The sequence below is a fragment of the Streptomyces sp. AcH 505 genome (assembly GCF_000818175.1).
Classification (GTDB): Bacteria; Actinomycetota; Actinomycetes; order Streptomycetales; family Streptomycetaceae; genus Streptomyces.
Map to the genome: position 1 here is coordinate 1041438 of NZ_JTIY01000001.1, position 14814 is coordinate 1056251.

General features: G+C 70.7%; 19 protein-coding genes and 1 pseudogene. 9 read left to right on the forward strand and 11 right to left on the reverse strand.

Annotated elements, in window-relative coordinates:
- Window positions 1-329 (forward strand): hypothetical protein (locus HY68_RS43465; protein ID WP_206742984.1); only part of this gene is annotated, 329 nt, incomplete at its 5' end.
- A 92-nt stretch (window positions 330-421) separates the two neighbouring features.
- On the opposite strand, the gene HY68_RS04730 is transcribed toward HY68_RS43465, so the two are convergent.
- Entirely contained in the window at window positions 422-1066 is a 645-nt protein-coding gene (locus HY68_RS04730) for a dihydrofolate reductase family protein (RefSeq protein ID WP_041984760.1), read from the reverse strand.
- Between the two features lie 87 nt (window positions 1067-1153).
- Window positions 1154-1513, reverse strand: a complete 360-nt coding sequence (locus tag HY68_RS04735; RefSeq protein WP_198533211.1) for a VOC family protein — start codon at window positions 1511-1513, stop codon at window positions 1154-1156.
- Window positions 1514-1672: 159 nt separating this feature from the next.
- On the opposite strand from HY68_RS04735, the pseudogene HY68_RS04740 reads away from it, so the two are divergent.
- A pseudogene (locus HY68_RS04740) lies at window positions 1673-1978 on the forward strand (phosphotransferase); the annotation flags it as partial.
- A gap of 104 nt (window positions 1979-2082) precedes the next feature.
- On the opposite strand, the gene HY68_RS04745 reads toward HY68_RS04740, so the two are convergent.
- Complete coding sequence (locus tag HY68_RS04745; RefSeq protein ID WP_052457013.1) at window positions 2083-2634, reverse strand: TetR/AcrR family transcriptional regulator; 552 nt, start codon at window positions 2632-2634, stop codon at window positions 2083-2085.
- Window positions 2635-2757: 123 nt separating this feature from the next.
- Between HY68_RS04745 and HY68_RS46010 the strand changes: the two genes are divergently transcribed.
- Together HY68_RS46010 and HY68_RS41820 are read left to right on the forward strand one after the other, a co-directional pair.
- Complete coding sequence (locus tag HY68_RS46010) at window positions 2758-3210, forward strand: patatin-like phospholipase family protein (protein ID WP_107070154.1); 453 nt, start codon at window positions 2758-2760, stop codon at window positions 3208-3210.
- Complete coding sequence (locus HY68_RS41820) at window positions 3132-3602, forward strand: patatin-like phospholipase family protein (protein ID WP_052457015.1); 471 nt, start codon at window positions 3132-3134, stop codon at window positions 3600-3602. Before HY68_RS46010 ends, HY68_RS41820 begins: the two co-directional genes overlap by 79 nt.
- 58 nt (window positions 3603-3660) lie before the next feature.
- Here HY68_RS41820 and HY68_RS04755 read toward each other — a convergent pair whose 3' ends face one another.
- The 4 genes from HY68_RS04755 to HY68_RS04770 form a co-directional block, all read right to left on the reverse strand.
- Window positions 3661-4266, reverse strand: coding sequence for a MarC family protein (locus HY68_RS04755; RefSeq protein WP_041984767.1), 606 nt, complete (start codon window positions 4264-4266; stop codon window positions 3661-3663).
- A gap of 108 nt (window positions 4267-4374) precedes the next feature.
- On the reverse strand, window positions 4375-5235 hold the full coding sequence (locus HY68_RS04760; RefSeq protein ID WP_041984769.1) for a PHP domain-containing protein: 861 nt from the start codon (window positions 5233-5235) through the stop codon (window positions 4375-4377).
- 295 nt (window positions 5236-5530) lie between these two features.
- Window positions 5531-6169 (reverse strand): DUF6758 family protein, encoded by a 639-nt coding sequence (locus tag HY68_RS04765; protein ID WP_041984772.1) that lies wholly within the window; start codon window positions 6167-6169, stop codon window positions 5531-5533.
- A gap of 33 nt (window positions 6170-6202) precedes the next feature.
- Window positions 6203-6847, reverse strand: a complete 645-nt coding sequence (locus HY68_RS04770) for a suppressor of fused domain protein (RefSeq protein WP_041984776.1) — start codon at window positions 6845-6847, stop codon at window positions 6203-6205.
- A gap of 442 nt (window positions 6848-7289) precedes the next feature.
- On the opposite strand from HY68_RS04770, the gene HY68_RS04775 reads away from it, so the two are divergent.
- Both HY68_RS04775 and HY68_RS04780 read left to right on the forward strand, forming a co-directional pair.
- A complete protein-coding gene (locus tag HY68_RS04775; protein WP_041984779.1) occupies window positions 7290-8420 on the forward strand; it encodes a magnesium and cobalt transport protein CorA in 1131 nt (376 codons plus the stop codon).
- Between the two features lie 82 nt (window positions 8421-8502).
- A complete protein-coding gene (locus tag HY68_RS04780; protein WP_041984784.1) occupies window positions 8503-9024 on the forward strand; it encodes a hypothetical protein in 522 nt (173 codons plus the stop codon).
- Window positions 9025-9075: 51 nt separating this feature from the next.
- Here the strand turns inward: HY68_RS04780 and HY68_RS04785 are convergent, their stop codons facing one another.
- Window positions 9076-9873 carry a hypothetical protein gene (locus HY68_RS04785; RefSeq protein ID WP_041995167.1) on the reverse strand — a complete coding sequence of 266 codons (798 nt, stop codon included), beginning with the start codon at window positions 9871-9873 and terminating at the stop codon, window positions 9076-9078.
- Between the two features lie 190 nt (window positions 9874-10063).
- On the opposite strand from HY68_RS04785, the gene HY68_RS04790 reads away from it, so the two are divergent.
- From HY68_RS04790 to HY68_RS04800, 3 genes are read left to right on the forward strand one after another with little or no spacing between them, the layout of a single operon-like run.
- Entirely contained in the window at window positions 10064-11341 is a 1278-nt protein-coding gene (locus tag HY68_RS04790; RefSeq protein WP_041984786.1) for a CBS domain-containing protein, read from the forward strand.
- Window positions 11342-11345: 4 nt separating this feature from the next.
- Window positions 11346-11930 (forward strand): DUF1003 domain-containing protein, encoded by a 585-nt coding sequence (locus HY68_RS04795; RefSeq protein ID WP_063779695.1) that lies wholly within the window; start codon window positions 11346-11348, stop codon window positions 11928-11930.
- Window positions 11931-11971: 41 nt separating this feature from the next.
- Window positions 11972-13132, forward strand: a complete 1161-nt coding sequence (locus HY68_RS04800) for an Mrp/NBP35 family ATP-binding protein (RefSeq protein WP_041984794.1) — start codon at window positions 11972-11974, stop codon at window positions 13130-13132.
- Between the two features lie 126 nt (window positions 13133-13258).
- Here HY68_RS04800 and HY68_RS04805 read toward each other — a convergent pair whose 3' ends face one another.
- From HY68_RS04805 to HY68_RS04815, 3 genes are all read right to left on the reverse strand, one after another.
- Window positions 13259-13933, reverse strand: a complete 675-nt coding sequence (locus tag HY68_RS04805; RefSeq protein ID WP_107070053.1) for a hypothetical protein — start codon at window positions 13931-13933, stop codon at window positions 13259-13261.
- A 116-nt stretch (window positions 13934-14049) separates the two neighbouring features.
- Window positions 14050-14514, reverse strand: coding sequence for a sec-independent translocase (locus tag HY68_RS04810; RefSeq protein ID WP_041984799.1), 465 nt, complete (start codon window positions 14512-14514; stop codon window positions 14050-14052).
- 95 nt (window positions 14515-14609) lie between these two features.
- Window positions 14610-14814, reverse strand: a 205-nt coding sequence (locus HY68_RS04815) for a PDZ domain-containing protein (RefSeq protein ID WP_041984802.1), incomplete at its 5' end; no start/stop codon positions are given.

The window sequence follows — 14814 nt, forward strand, 5'->3', positions numbered from 1 at the left end:
ACGCCGTTCATTCTCCGTGGACGACATCGTACCCGCCAGTAGTTAGCCGTCCGAAAAATTTCCTTAGCGTAGGGAATGTTTGCAGAGGGCAAGCCGTTGTGCAGTATGAAACCAACGACGGACATGTGCCGTCACCAGTAGTTCTCCAGCAGGAGGATCAGACGAAGGGAGAAGCCTTGCGCTTCGAAATCACGCGCCTCGACGACGTCGACGGTTCGCCCGTGGACAGCACCGTTGTAGACGCCGCCTCCGTCAATCGGATCGTGCAGCAGGCCGCAGCGATGGGCCAGCGCATCTACATCCGACCGGCCGAGCAGTCGGCCTCGTAACTCTCACGCACTTCGTCAGTACCCGGCGCCCCCGTACACGAATCACCCGTACGGGGGCGCAGCGCTGTCCGCGCCCGGCCGGTGCGGGCGGGTTACTTGCGCCAGAAGAGGTGGTGGGTCACTCCGCTCGGGCTGGGGACGACGTCCAGGTGGAAGCGGTCGAGCAGGTCGTCCGGGGAATCCCAGAGGCGTACTCCTGTGCCGAGCTTCAGCGGCGAGACCGCGACGTGCAGGGTGTCGACCAGGTCGGCGTCGAGGAACTGGCGGATGGTGGTGGCGCCGCCGCCGAGTCGGACGTCCTTGCCCTGCGCCGCCTCCTTGGCCTGTTCGAGGACCGTGGCCGGGTCGCCGGCGACGAAGTGGAACGTGGTGTCGGACAGGGTGAGCGAGGGGCGCTCGTGGTGGGTCAGGACGAAGACCGGGGTGTGGAACGGGGGCTCGTCGCCCCACCAGCCCTGCCACTCGTGGTCCTGCCAGGGCCCGCGCAGGGGCCCGAACTTGTTGCGGCCCATGATCTCGGCGCCGATGTTGCGGGGGTAGTCCCGCGTGAGGTAGTCGTCCAGGCCCCGGCTGCCCCCGGGGTCGGTGCGCATGGGCCAGCTCGCCGTGGCACCGGCCCAGGCGAACAGCTTCCCGGGATCGACATGACCGAACGGCCTCTCCAGGGTCTGGTCCTCACCGGCGCCGATACCGTCGCTCGATACGTTGAAATTCTGGACTCTCAGCAGCTGAGCCATGTGCTCCTCCTGTGGTCGACAACGAGGGTGAGACCTGCCGGGGCGGCAGAACTCATCGTCGCGTCCTTCGGCACGTGGCGCCGGAGATCAGGGCGAACGTTCGATGCCGCCTGTCTCGATGTACTCGAAGATCGAGCCATCAGGGTGCCGGGCGATGAGCCGGTCGCCGTTGGGAGCTGGGGAGGGGCCTTCAAGGATCTGCCCGCCGGCGCGTTCAACGGCGGCGATCACGGGAGGGATCTCCCGTACCAGGAGGGTCGCCACTCGGTCGCGATATGCCGCTGTGTCGCCGCTGAGCAGGAGGAACGGTCCGACCTGGGCCAGCTGAACGTTGTGGAAGGCGAAGCGGTTGACCGCTGTGGTCTGGGCCAGCTGCCGGTACAAGGGAATCGCCGCTTCGAGATCTGCCACGAAGACTCGCGCGACGACGCCGGTGATGTTGGACATGCTTTCCGCAACAGCCATGCTTCGCGATGTATGCCATGAGGTGCGTCCACATAAATCCCAGGGCCTGTGCGGGTCCTGCTTTGCGATGCTTGTCGCCAGGTCCGGGGTCGGGGTCGGGGTCGGGGTCAGGCACCGAATGATGTGCAGGAAGACAAGGGAGAGCTGTTGCACGGCGAGCCGCATCCGGGCAACCTCCTGAACACGCGCAGAGGGCCGCTTTTCGTCGACCTCGCCACATGCTGCCGTGGGCCGATCGAGTTCGACCTCGCCCATGCGCCCGAAGAGGTGGGACTGCTCTACGCGGGGGCCGACCTCGGCCTGATCCACCGGTGCCGCGCCCTGAACTGGGCCATGTTCTGCGCCTGGCGCTGGCGACGGGACGACCAGATGCCTGACCGGGGCCACTGGAGAGCGGAGGGGCTCAACCAGGTTCGTACTGCACTCGATCGCTGCGGACCGCGCTGAACCCGAGACGCGGCGCCCGCTGGGTCCCGAGCCGCCGCGCCGTATGCGGCATCCGGGAGGAGAGCCGGTCCAACAGCGGCACCGCGGGGGGGGTCGCTGGTGGCTCAGCCGGGTCCTTGCAGCGGCATGATGCGGTCGCGGATCTCGTCGCGCTCGGGTGGGTGGCCGGTGGTCATCGTGGCCAGGATGATCAGGGCGGGGGCGAGGGCGGCACGTTCCTCGAAGTCCGGGGGTGATCCGATCACCCGGCGCAGCCGCTGTCGGTGTGCGGCGCCGAAGGGGTCGATCTTGGCTTCGCGGATCGCGCGCGAGAGTCCGGTGTCGGGTTTGGCCAGGAGGTGGGCCAGCAGAGGGCGGGCGCCGCCGTTGAGGCTCTGGGCCAGCAGGACCAGTCCTTCCAGGAGGTCCGCCTCAGGATCGTCGGTGGGCTCGACGTCGATCCCGTGGGTGGCGGCGCGCAGGGCGGCGACGACCAGGTCGTGCTTGCCTGGCCAGCGCCGGTACAGGGCTCCGAGACTGGTGTCCGCACGCTCGGCGACTTCGCGCATGCCGAATGCCTCGTACCCGCGTTCCTCGACCAGTTCCCGGGTGGCCCGCAGGACGGCGTCGTCGATCGCATGCTTGCGGGGGCGCCCCCGCCCGTCACCGGCGTCCATGGGGCCACCGTACCGGAACGCCGGTTCTCGAAAACCCGGCCGACTGCTACGCTTTTTACGGTAACCAAGGTTCTCGTATTTACGACGGCACGGGAACGTCCCCGGGACACGGAGGTGTCGATCATGGCCGAGACCACAGGTGGCAGTGCGATCGTTCTGGGTGGCGGAGGTGTGACCGGCATCGCCTGGGAGATCGGCGTCCTGGCCGGTCTGCTGGACGCCGGGGTGGACCTGGGGGCCGATGCCGTGTTCGGGACCTCCGCCGGTTCCTTCGTCGGCACCGCCCTGGCCGCGGGCGCCGACATCGAACTCCTCTACGCGGCCCAGCAGGCACCCGCCGTCGACGAGTCGGCCACCAAGGCGTCACGTCTCCTGACCGCCGCGTGGGGATGGGCGTTCCTGCGCGGAGGCGGCAACCCGAGCGGGTGGGCGCCGGGTTCGGAGCCGTCGCGCGCCGCTTCACCCCCCAGGTCTCCGCGGCGGAACGACGCCGGACGGTGCACGCCCGCCTCCACACCACGCAGTGGCCCAGCACACTGCACGTCGCCGCGACCGACGCCGACACCGGCGTCCTGACCGCGTTCGATCACGCCTGCGGCCACCCGCTGGCCGACGTCGTCTCGGCCAGCGGCGCGGTCCCCGGCATCTCCCCCATGGTCCGGTTCGGCGGCCGGACCTGGATCGACGGCGGCATGGTCTCCGCGGCCAACGCACGACTCGCCGACAACTACGCACGAGTCCTGGTCATCGCCCCCATGCCCAAGGGCCACGCCGGGATCCCCTCGGCCCAACAGGACGTGGAAGCCATGCGGGCCACCGCGAAAGTCGAACTGATCACCCCCGACCCGCAGTCCGTCCAGGCGATCGGCCCCAACCCCTACGACCCGGCCCGCCGAGGCCCGGTCGCCGCGGCGGGCCGTAACCAGGGCCGGCAGGCAGCCACCCGAGTCATGCACCTCTGGCGCTGAACACCCCACTGCTGGGGCCGGGGCGGGCTGTCCTCCGAGCGCCGTCACCCTTCGCGGGTCAGCTCGTGCGGATCACCTGGGTTATGCCGTTGATGATCTGCTGCACCGCGATGGCCGACAGCATCATGCCCGCGAGTCTCGTCACCAGGACCACGCCGCCTTCCTTGATGACCCGGATGATCAGCAGCGAGTAGCGCATGGTCAGCCACAGCACCAGGTGCATGGCGACGATCGCCGCCCAGACGGAGACCTGGGCCACGGCGCCGTTCGCGTGTTGTACGGCCAGGATGACGGAGACGATGGCGCCGGGACCCGCGAGCAGGGGCATGCCGAGCGGGACGAGGGCGACGTTCACGTCCTTCGTCTGCTTGGGCTCGTCGGTCTTGCCGGTCAGCAGGTCCAGCGCGATCAGCAGCAGGAGCAGACCGCCGGCGATCATCAGGGCCGGGATGGAGACGTGCAGGTAGTCCAGGATCTGCTGGCCCAGGATGCCGAAGACGGTGATCACCCCGAAGGCGACGGCCGCCGCCTGCCAGGCCATGGCGCGCTGGATCTTGCCCGGCCGGCCCGAGGTCAGGGCGAGGAAGATCGGCGTGATGCCGGGGGGGTCCATGATCACGAAGAGGGTGAGGAAGAGGGAGCCGAACACGGCGAAGTCGAACACGGGGTGGCCTTGCGAGAGTTGGGGCGGGAAGTACGGGAGGGCGCGGCGCGCGCGGGACAGCGGCCGCTGTGCGTGCGCACGGGCGGCGGGTGCTTGGGGGTGCGTGCGTTACGCGGGTCCGCCTGCGCCGGGGACCGGGAAGGCTCCGGTGGCGCGGCGGGTGATCTCGCCGTACACCTCCGGGTCGGTGGTGCACGCGCCGAGCTCCACGAACTTCCGGCTGCCGTGGTAGTCGCTCGACCCGGTGGGCAGCAGGCCCAGCTCGGCGGCGAGCCCCCGGAGCCTGGCCCGGGTCGGCTCGTCGTGGTCCATGTGGTCGACCTCGATGCCGTCGAGCCCCGCGGCGGCGAGGCGCGCGACGGCCTCTTCCGGCACGACGGCCCCGCGTTTGACGGCCTGCGGGTGCGCGAAGACGGTGACGCCCCCGGCGGCCTTGACGAGCCGGACCGCGTCGAACGGATCGAGTTCGTGCTTCCCCGCGTACGCCCGGCCGCCGTCCGCGATCCACTCCGGTGTGAAGGCGTCGGAGACGGTCTCGACGACGCCCAGCTCGACCAGGGCGGTCGCGATGTGCGGCCGGCCGAGGGACGCGTCACCCGCGATGCGGGCCACCTGCTCCCAGGTGATCGGGACGCCCAGCTCCTGGAGCCTGCCGACCATGGCCTTGGCCCGCGGCACCCGGTCGTCCCGTACCAGCTCGCGCTCGCGGAGCAGTTCGGGTTCGGCGGGGTCGAAGAGGTACGCGAGCATGTGCAGCCCGACGCCGTCGATACGGCACGACAGCTCGGCACCGGTGACCAGCGTGAGCCCGGCGGGAAGCGCGGCGATCGCCGCCGCGTGCCCGCGGGTCGTGTCGTGATCGGTCAGCGCCACCACGTCGAGCCCGCTCGCCGCGGCGTTGCGCACCAGCTCGGCGGGGGTGTCCGTACCGTCGGAAGCCCGGGAGTGGGTGTGCAGGTCGATACGCACGCGCGTGACTCCACTGGGCTCGAAGGGGCAGAAGGGGAACGCTCAGCAGGATAACGGCCCGCGCGGACCGTCGAGAACGCGGCAGGTCAGGTGGGTCCCGACGCCCCGGCAGGGCAGCGCGGCCAGCGCGCATGCGCGCCGTCGGTGGGGCCGGGTGGTCGGCGGGTGGTGCGGCCCGAAGGCCCGGCAGGGCAACGCGGGTGCGGCACCCGTCGGCCATCGGCCCAGGCGCCGCGTAGCGGGACAGCGGGGCCGGACGCCTCAGCCGTGCGGCTCGATCGTTGGGCCGCCGCCCCTACGACAGCAGCCTCGGCGACAGCGCCCCGCACGGGAGCAGTTCCACCTCCGCGCCCGCGTCCCGCAGGTCGGTCAGGACCAGCTCGTCGTACATCAGCAGTCCCGACTCGCCCGGCCAGACCACCGCCCACAGCCACAGCCCCAGCGCCTCGCCCGCGAAGACGGCGCGGTCCTCGGGGGCGGCCCGGACGTGCCACAGCGGGGTGGGGCGGCCCGCTGCCAGGAGTTTCGTGTGCGGGGGGAGGTCGACGCGGATGCTGGGGCCGGGGTCGGGGCCCTCGATTCCCGCGTAGCGGGCGCCCAGGCCCACCCCGATCTCCTCCGCGATCAGCAGCAGTTCGCCGACGCCGCCCAGCGGAGCGGGGCCCGAGCAGGCCACGGCCGTCGCCCGGCCGCCGCTGCGGTCGTCGCCCGCGTACGAGACTCCGGTGAACAGCCAGCCGACGGGCAGCGGCCACGGCATCCACACGGGGACCTGCGCCCGGTTCACCACCACGCCCAGCGCCTCGACACTCGGCGGTATCACGGGCTGCATCGGGTGCACGGTGCCGTGGGTGTCGCATGTCCAGGTGTCGGCGAACAGACCGGGCGCCCTGACCCGGCCACCGCACTTCGGGCAACTGGGTTCACCCCTCATAGCGCCCCACGGTCCTCCCCGGCCGACGCCGCGTCAAGGACGATCACCGGCCTCGGATTCTCCGAGCGGAACCGCCCCGCGCAACGGGTCGCGCAGGTCCGTTCCGTGGGACAGCCAGCGCTCCTGAAGCTCCTCGGCGCCCTTGGCGCGCTTCCACGCCGCCTCGTTGGGTGTCATCGGCAGCAGCGGCAGGAACCGTACGGGATCGAGCGGCGCCGGCAGCTCCAGATCCTCGACGAGACCGCCCGGCTCGCCGACCAGCACCGAGGTGAACGGGGCCTGCGGCCACAGCGGGGCGCCGAGGTCCAGCGACGCCCCCGGGGCCACGACAACCCCCTCGACCTGCGGCGAAGCGGCCAGCACAGCGAGCGGGCGCAGCACCTGGTCGGTGTCGGCGCGCCCGGCCCGCACCGACAGGATCAGCTCGGCCCGCGGACCCCGCTCCGGGTCGGCGAGCACCGCCGCGGGGTCGGCCATCGGCTGCGCCGACATGCCGAGCGTGGCGTACCGCACCACGGGGCCGCCGTCCCGTACGCCGGGGACACCGACGCCGGAAACATCCGTGAATCTCAGGACCTCGATGCGCTCCGTGCCCAGAAACGTCACTGCGGCGCGCGCGTCCGGCTCGCCGAGCGCCGCGCGCAGCCGCGCCTCGACCAGAGCAAGAATTTCTGCCATCCCGGGAGCATAGATCGCGTATGGATGGGGCAAGAGGCAAGATTGGGCTCGGGTGGGCTGATAGTCTGGGCCGCCGGTCGGGACAGTACGCAGCAGCGTCGCTCTCCTTGTCCCGACGACACGTCATCCCCTACGGGGGACAGACCGGAGGAGGTGGGGCTGCGGTGGATCGAAGTCACCCGGCCAGTACCAGCCGCTCTTCCGCTTTTTTCGCCGCTCTGTGATCTGAGGCCCCCGCCCGCACAGGCTCGCGGTGTACGTCACACGCCGGAAGAGCGCTTCGTATCAGCCTCTGTTTTCCGCCTGTCTGTAGCGAACGCCGTTACCGCGAACTCGCGGTGCCGCCCGCTTTGCGGACGTACGTACGCCTGCGTACGCGTCACGTCCTCGTTCCGGGCTGTGCCACGCCCTCGCCGACGGCCTCTCCGTGAAGGAGCCCGCCATGTCGATGATTCGTGACCTGCGCGCAGCGGTCCGCCCGTCCCTGCGCAAGAACAGTGCCTCCTACGGCAAGTACGACACGTACGACGCGACCCGCGATCCCTCGGCTTCGAGCGCCGTCGTCGACTGCGCGGTCTACCGCGAGGGCCGGCGGCTCACCGCCGATCCGTGCGTCACGCCGCACGAGGCGATGCTGCGGGTACGCGAGGGCGGCGAGGGCGGCTTCGCCTGGATCGGGCTGCACGAGCCGACCGAGGAGGAGTTCGCCGGGATCGCCGCGGAGTTCGGACTGCACCCGCTGGCCGTCGAGGACGCGGTGCACGCGCACCAGCGGCCGAAGCTGGAGCGGTACGACGACACCCTGTTCACCGTCTTCAAGACCATCCACTACGTGGAGCACACGGAGCTGACGGCGACCAGCGAGATCGTCGAGACCGGCGAGGTCATGTGCTTCACCGGGCGGGACTTCGTCATCACCGTCCGGCACGGCGGCAAGGGCTCGCTGCGCAATCTGCGCCACCGCCTCGAAGAGGACAGCGAACTGCTCGCCAAGGGCCCGTCCGCCGTGCTGCACTCCATCGCCGACCATGTCGTGGACGGCTACATCGCGGTCGCCGGCGCCGTGCAGGACGACATCGACGAGGTGGAGATCGAGGTCTTCTCCGCCCCGGCGAAGGGCAGCCCGCGCGGTTCGGACGCCGGGCGCATCTACCAGCTCAAGCGCGAGGTGCTGGAGTTCAAGCGGGCCGTCTCCCCGCTGCTGCGGCCGATGCAGCTGCTCAGCGAGCGGCCGATGCGGCTGGTCGACCCCGACATCCAGAAGTACTTCCGTGACGTCGCCGACCACCTCGCCCGGGTGCACGAGCAGGTCATCGGCTTCGACGAACTGCTGAACTCGATCCTCCAGGCCAATCTGGCGCAGGCGACGGTCGCGCAAAACGAGGACATGCGCAAGATCACGTCCTGGGCCGCCATCATCGCCGTCCCGACGGCCGTGTGCGGGATCTACGGCATGAACTTCGACCACATGCCCGAGCTGCACTGGAAGTACGGCTACCCGATGGTGCTCGCCGCGATCATCGCGGCCTGTCTGGCGATCCACCACTCGCTGAAGCGCAACGGCTGGCTCTGACCCCCACCGGTGGTGACCCCTGCCGGTAGCTGACCCGACAGGCTCCGGCCGTCGCGTCAGCTACCGGTGTCACACTGTGCGCATGACAGAACCGCTGCTCGGCCAGGCGCTCGTCGAGGAGGCCGGCAAGAAGTCGGGCCTCGTCTGGGTCCGTGGCTCAGGACCCGACCGCGCGCTGTGGCACGTCTGGCACGAAGGGGCCGTCCTGCTCGTCGGCGACGGCCCCGGGGAACAGCCGCTGCCGGGGCTCACCGACGGCGGCGCCGCCGAGGTGACCGTACGCAGCAAGGACAAGGGCGGCCGGCTCGTCGCCTGGACGGCGGCCGTCACGGAACTGGCGCCGCACTCCGACGGCTGGGAGACGGCCGTCGCCGAACTCAAGGGCAAGCGGCTGAACGCCCCGGACGGGGAGCAGATGACGGAGCGTTGGGCGCGCGAGTGCCGCGTGCTGCGGCTGGAGCCGCGTGAGGTGAGCCCGGAGCTGCCCACCGGCTCGCTGGCCGCCACGCCGCTGCCGACCCCCGCCACGACGCGGGAGCCGGTCCCCGCGTCCCTCGGCCGCCTGCTGCTCAAGCGCAAGCGCAAGGGCACGCCCGCGAGTTGATGCCGCGAGGCGCGGTGCCGGCCCACGCGCGCTTGGCGAGATCCGAACGACCTAGTCCTTGGCGCGCGGCAGTTTGCTGCCGTAGTCGACCGTCTGGCCCTTGGCCGGTGCCGCCAGCGCGAAGTCCCTGCCCCACTCCGACAGCGTCAGCGTGCCCGCGCCGCCAGCGCGTTCCAGTTGCAGCGGGTACGGGGTGCCTTCAAGGGACACGTCCAGCGAGCCGCCCTTGCCCTCGGCCGCGCTGACCTCGATCGCGCGTACGCCGCCGATCTTGTCCCGATCGCCCTTCGCCAGCTCGCCGTTGAGCGTGAGCAGCCCGTCGAGCAGGACGTTCATGTCCGTGAAGCCGCGCAGCTGCTTGTACGCGGGGTCGTCCTCCGGGACCTTCACATACTTGTCGTCGAGCTTGTGCGCCGCCTCGGAGTCCGTGTCGCCGGACGGGGCGCCGCCCTTGGCGCCCGCCGTGCCCCGGCTCCAGAACCCGGCGTCGGCCTTGAGGAACAGCGCGTCCTCGACCCGCAGCAGCTCGAAGGTGCTGTTCTTCGAGGTGACCGAGCCCGAGCCGCCGGTCTTCTTGAGCCGCATGTTGAGCTTGTACGTCTCCCCCTGCGTGACCAGCGCGCCGGCCAGCCGGACCGCGCTCGCGCTCTCGACCGCCGCCTGCGCCTTGTGCTCGATCTGAGTGGCCGACAGTCTGCCGACACCGTTCGTGCCCGCGTCCGGATCCTCTCCTCCGCACGCCGTCACGGCCGTCGCGAGGCCCGCGCACAACGCCACGGGCAGCACACCCCTGCGGACAGCCCTGCGGGCGGTCCTGCGGGCGCGGTCGGACAATGGGAGAGCAGTCACGAACACATGCCTCTCATGCACGGGTGGGGGTGGCCAGACCGCAGCGTACCCGGGCCGTCGGCGCCGCTCGACGCGGAGTCTTGACGGGGGATGTGCGAGGGCGCGACGAAGCGGTACGAGCTAGCCTGAACCCGTTCTCCCACCGGGAAGAACGGCATGAAGAGGCTTCGGGAACGAGGAGGCGCGCGGTATGGCGGCAGGCGCCCCCAGGATCTTCGTCTCGCATCTCGCCGGCGTGGCGGTCTTCGACCCCAACGGCGATCAGGTGGGCCGGGTCCGCGACCTGGTGGCGATGTTGCGGATCGGCAACCGGCCGCCCCGGCTGCTCGGCCTGGTGGTCGAGGTGCTGAGCAGGCGAAGGATCTTTCTGCCCATGACCCGGGTCACCGGTGTCGAGTCGGGCCAGGTCATCACGACGGGCGTGGTCAACGTACGGCGCTTCGAACAGCGCCCCACCGAGCGGCTGGTGCTCGGCGAACTCCTCGACCGCCGGGTGCGGCTCGTGGAGAACGACGAGGAGGTGACCGTGCTCGACGTCGCCATCCAGCAGCTGCCCGCCCGGCGTGACTGGGAGATCGGCAAGGTCTTCGTCCGCAGGGGCAGGAAGGGCGGCGCGCTGCGGCGGCGCGGGGACACCGTCACCGTCGACTGGTCCGCCGTCACCGGCTTCTCGCTGGAGGAGGACGGGCAGGGCGCCGAGAACCTGGTCGCGACCTTCGAGCGGCTGCGCCCGGTCGAACTCGCCAACGTGCTGCACCATCTGACACCGAAACGGCGGGCCGAGGTCGCGGCGGCCCTGGACGACGACCGGCTCGCCGACGTCCTGGAGGAGCTGCCCGAGGACGACCAGGTGGAGATCCTGGGCAAGCTCAAGGAGGAGCGCGCGGCCGACGTGCTGGAGGCGATGGACCCGGACGACGCCGCCGACCTGCTCTCCGAGCTGCCGGAGGACGAGAAGGAGCGGCTGCTGACGCTGATGCAGCCGCACGACGCCGCCGATGTGCGCCGGCTGATGTCGTACGAGGAGCGGACGGCCGGCGGTCTGATGACGACCGAGCCGATCATCCTGCGCCCCGACGCGACGGTGGCGGACGCGCTGGCGCGGGTACGCCAGCAGGACCTGTCCCCCGCCCTCGCCGCGCAGGTGTACGTGTGCAGGCCGCCCGACGACACCCCGACGGGCAAGTACCTGGGCACGGTCCACTTCCAGCGGCTGCTGCGCGATCCCCCGTTCACGCTCGTCAGCTCGATCGTGGACAGCGACCTGCCGCCGCTGGCGCCCGACACCCCGCTGCCCGCGATCACCAGCCACCTCGCCGCGTACAACATGGTCTCGGCGCCCGTCGTGGACGCCGGCGGCTCGCTGCTCGGCGCCGTCACCGTCGACGACGTGCTGGACCACCTGCTGCCCGACGACTGGCGGGAGACCGGCTTCCGCGGCCTGGAGGGGGTGGCCCGTGGCGAATGAGCGGCTGGACAAGGACGCGGGCAGGGAGCGCGCGAAGAGCGGCGGCGGTCCGCGGATCCGGCTGGACCAGCCACGGCCGCAGCGCCGCAGGCTGCTGCCCGACTACGACCCGGAGGCGTTCGGGCGGCTCTCCGAACGGGTCGCCCGCTTCCTCGGCACGGGCCGGTTCATCGTATGGATGACGCTGATCATCATCCTGTGGGTGATCTGGAACATCGCGGCGCCCCGGGGACTGCGCTTCGACCAGTACCCGTTCATCTTCCTGACACTGGCGCTGTCCCTCCAGGCGTCCTACGCGGCTCCACTGATCCTGCTCGCGCAGAACAGGCAGGACGACAGGGACAGGGTCACCCAGGAGCAGGAGCGCAAGCAGAACGAGCGCTCCATCTCCGACACCGAATATCTGACCCGGGAGATCGCGGCACTGCGGATGGGGCTCGGCGAGGTCGCCACCCGCGACTGGATCCGCTCCGAGCTGCAGGACATGGTGCGGGACATGAACGAGGAGCGCCCGTCCCGGCGCCCGCCGCAGCCGCCGCCCCGACCAAGTCAGGACCCTGGTCACGGACGTGAGGAAGCAGACCGCTGACGGCTTTCGTCCGGCGGTACGCGGCGCCGTACCATCTCGGTATGGCTACCGACACGTACGGAACCACCCTCCCGGCGGAAGACGCGGTGCGCGACGCGCTGGCGACGGTGAACGACCCCGAGATCCACCGGCCGATCACCGACCTCGGCATGGTCAAATCGGTGGACATCGGGTCGGACGGCGCGGTGGCTGTCACGGTCTATCTCACGGTGTCCGGCTGCCCGATGCGCGACACCATCACCAACAACGTCACGGAGGCGGTCACCCGCGTCCCCGGGGTCACCCGGGTCGATGTGACGCTCGACGTGATGGGTGACGAGCAGCGCAGGGAGCTGGCGGCCTCGCTGCGCGGCGGCACCCCCGAGCGCGAGGTGCCCTTCGCCCAGCCCGGCTCGCTGACCCGCGTCTACGCGGTGGCCTCCGGCAAGGGCGGCGTCGGCAAGTCCTCCGTCACGGTCAACCTGGCGGCGGCGATGGCGGCGGACGGGCTGAAGGTCGGCGTGGTCGACGCCGACATCTACGGGCACAGCGTGCCCCGGATGCTGGGGGTCGACGGCAGGCCCACCCAGGTCGAGAACATGATCATGCCGCCGTCGGCGCACGGCGTGAAGGTCATCTCCATCGGTATGTTCACCCCGGGCAACGCGCCGGTGGTGTGGCGCGGGCCGATGCTGCACCGCGCACTCCAGCAGTTCCTCGCCGACGTGTACTGGGGCGATCTGGACGTGCTGCTGCTCGACCTGCCGCCGGGCACGGGCGACATCGCGATCTCGGTGGCGCAGCTCGTGCCGAACGCGGAGATCCTGGTCGTCACCACCCCGCAGCAGGCGGCGGCCGAGGTCGCCGAGCGGGCGGGCTCCATCGCCGTCCAGACCCATCAGAAGATCGTCGGCGTGGTCGAGAACATGTCGGGCCTGCCGTGCCCGCACTGCGACGAGATGATCGACGTCTTCGGTACGGGCGGCGGCGCGGCGGTCGCCGAGGGCCTGACGAGGACGACGGGTGCCACGGTGCCGGTGCTCGGCGGTATCCCCATCGACGTACGGCTGCGCGAGGGCGGCGACGAGGGCAAGCCCGTCGTGCTGTCCGACCCGGACTCACCGGCGGGGCAGGCGCTGCGCGGCATCGCCGCCAAGCTGAGCGCCCGTCAGCGGGGCCTGTCGGGCATGTCGCTGGGGATCACCCCGCGCAACAAGTTCTGAGCGGTTCGCCGGGAGACGTACAGAAGGCGTTATACGGGTGAGGGCGGCCGGTCGACCGGCCGCCCTCACCCGTATAACGCCTTCGTGTGTCTCGCGTGTCTCGCGTGCCTCGGGTACGGCTCTCGGCTACGACCCGGAGTTGGCGTACGAGGCGATGTCCTCGATCACGGCGAAGCCGAGACCGTACGCGCTCATCCCCCGGCCGTACGCGCCGAGGTGCACCCCGCTCTGCGTCGAGCCGGCCAGCACCCAGCCGAACTCGGACTCGCGGTAGTGGAACGGCGTCGGCACCCCGTCGACCGGCAGCGAGAGCGCCGACCACTCGGGGCCCGTCAGATCGTCCGCGACCTCGAACGCCGCTTCCGTCTGCTGGTCCAGCCAGTCGTCACGCAGCGAGTGGTCGAGCTGTGCGGGCCAGGTGGCCGACAGCAGGCCCGAGCCGGCCAGCCAGGCGGCCGACGAGGCCGTGGTGGCGTCCAGCTGGCCCGTACCGTCACCGCTGCGCCGCTCGGGGCTGCCGGCGACCGTGACGACGACGGCGAAACGTTCCGTGTCCGCGCCTGACGCGTCCGGTCTTATCGACGGCTCGTCGCCGTGGCCGATCGCGCCGTGCTGGACCGTGCCGTCGGCGGCAGCGCCGACCTGCATCAGCCTGCGCGGTCCTGTGAACGCGTCGTCCAGCCCGTACCAGGGGAACGTGGCCCGCAGATACCCGTCGATCGTAAGCCGGGCCGCTGGCACCCCCTCGTCAGTCGATGAGCTGAGCGCTCCCCGCTCGCCTACCCGACTCGTGGTCTCCATCTGTCCGGCCGCCTCCTCGTATCCGACGTCCGAAGCGGCCCGCCCCCGACGGGCACCTCACTACCGGACAGTTGGAGGATAGCCACCCCGTACCGGCTCGCCGGTACAGGCCGGGCTCAGGTGGCGTCCGCGTCGAACGGCGGGCGCTCGCCCTCGTCGGGCTTGTCGCGCTTTTTCAGCAGGTCGGGAGTGGTCGAACCGGACGATCCGTTGGCCGAGGAGACCGGAGCCGACGGTGTGTCGGACGCCGCGTCGGCGTGGCTCTTGACCGCGTCGGTGACCTCCGCCATCTCCTTCTTCAGGTCGAAGCTGCTGCGGATCTCCTTCAGCCCCAGGTCGTCGTTGTCCATCAACTGCTTGCGGACGAACGTCTTGGGGTTGAGGTCCTCGAACTCGAAGTCCTTGAACTCGGGACCCAGCTCGGAGCGGATGTCCTGCTTCGCGCTCTCGGAGAACTCACGGATCTTCCGCACGAAGCGCGCGGCGTCCTGGATGACCTTGGGCAGCTTCTCCGGGCCGAAGACGATCACGGCCAGAACCGCGAGCGTGACCACCTCAAGTGCGCCTATGTCATTGAACACCTAGCTGCTCCTTGTGTTCTCCGCTGTGGGTCGAGGGCCCGGGGCTTTTACACGGTACCCGCACCAACTGTCCCCGCGGTACCTCCCCACGGGGGTCATGTCCCTTCGGCGGATCCCAGGACCAGCGTGACGGTGCTCGACCGGCCCGACCTGAGCAGCGTCAGCCGCAGCCGGTCACCGGGGCGGTGGGAGCGGATCTTCACGATCAACTCCTCCCCGTTGTGCACCCGGTCGCCGTCCACGGCCGTGATCACGTCGCCCTGCTTGATGCCCGCCTTCGCCCCGGCGCCGCCCGCCGCC

Bases quoted from the DNA above. Each gene is read 5' to 3' on its own strand.
- HY68_RS04735 (WP_198533211.1), bottom strand. From the start codon at position 1,513: ATGTCCAACATCACCGGCGTCGTCGCGCGAGTCTTCGTGGCAGATCTC.
- HY68_RS04805 (WP_107070053.1), bottom strand. From the start codon at position 13,933: ATGGAGACCACGAGTCGGGTAGGCGAGCGGGGAGCGCTCAGCTCATCG.
- HY68_RS04790 (WP_041984786.1), top strand. From the start codon at position 10,064: ATGGCGGCAGGCGCCCCCAGGATCTTCGTCTCGCATCTCGCCGGCGTG.
- HY68_RS46010 (WP_107070154.1), top strand. From the start codon at position 2,758: ATGGCCGAGACCACAGGTGGCAGTGCGATCGTTCTGGGTGGCGGAGGT.
- HY68_RS04800 (WP_041984794.1), top strand. From the start codon at position 11,972: ATGGCTACCGACACGTACGGAACCACCCTCCCGGCGGAAGACGCGGTG.
- HY68_RS04730 (WP_041984760.1), bottom strand. From the start codon at position 1,066: ATGGCTCAGCTGCTGAGAGTCCAGAATTTCAACGTATCGAGCGACGGT.
- HY68_RS04775 (WP_041984779.1), top strand. From the start codon at position 7,290: ATGTCGATGATTCGTGACCTGCGCGCAGCGGTCCGCCCGTCCCTGCGC.
- HY68_RS04770 (WP_041984776.1), bottom strand. From the start codon at position 6,847: ATGGCAGAAATTCTTGCTCTGGTCGAGGCGCGGCTGCGCGCGGCGCTC.
- HY68_RS04780 (WP_041984784.1), top strand. From the start codon at position 8,503: ATGACAGAACCGCTGCTCGGCCAGGCGCTCGTCGAGGAGGCCGGCAAG.
- HY68_RS04745 (WP_052457013.1), bottom strand. From the start codon at position 2,634: ATGGACGCCGGTGACGGGCGGGGGCGCCCCCGCAAGCATGCGATCGAC.
- HY68_RS04765 (WP_041984772.1), bottom strand. From the start codon at position 6,169: ATGAGGGGTGAACCCAGTTGCCCGAAGTGCGGTGGCCGGGTCAGGGCG.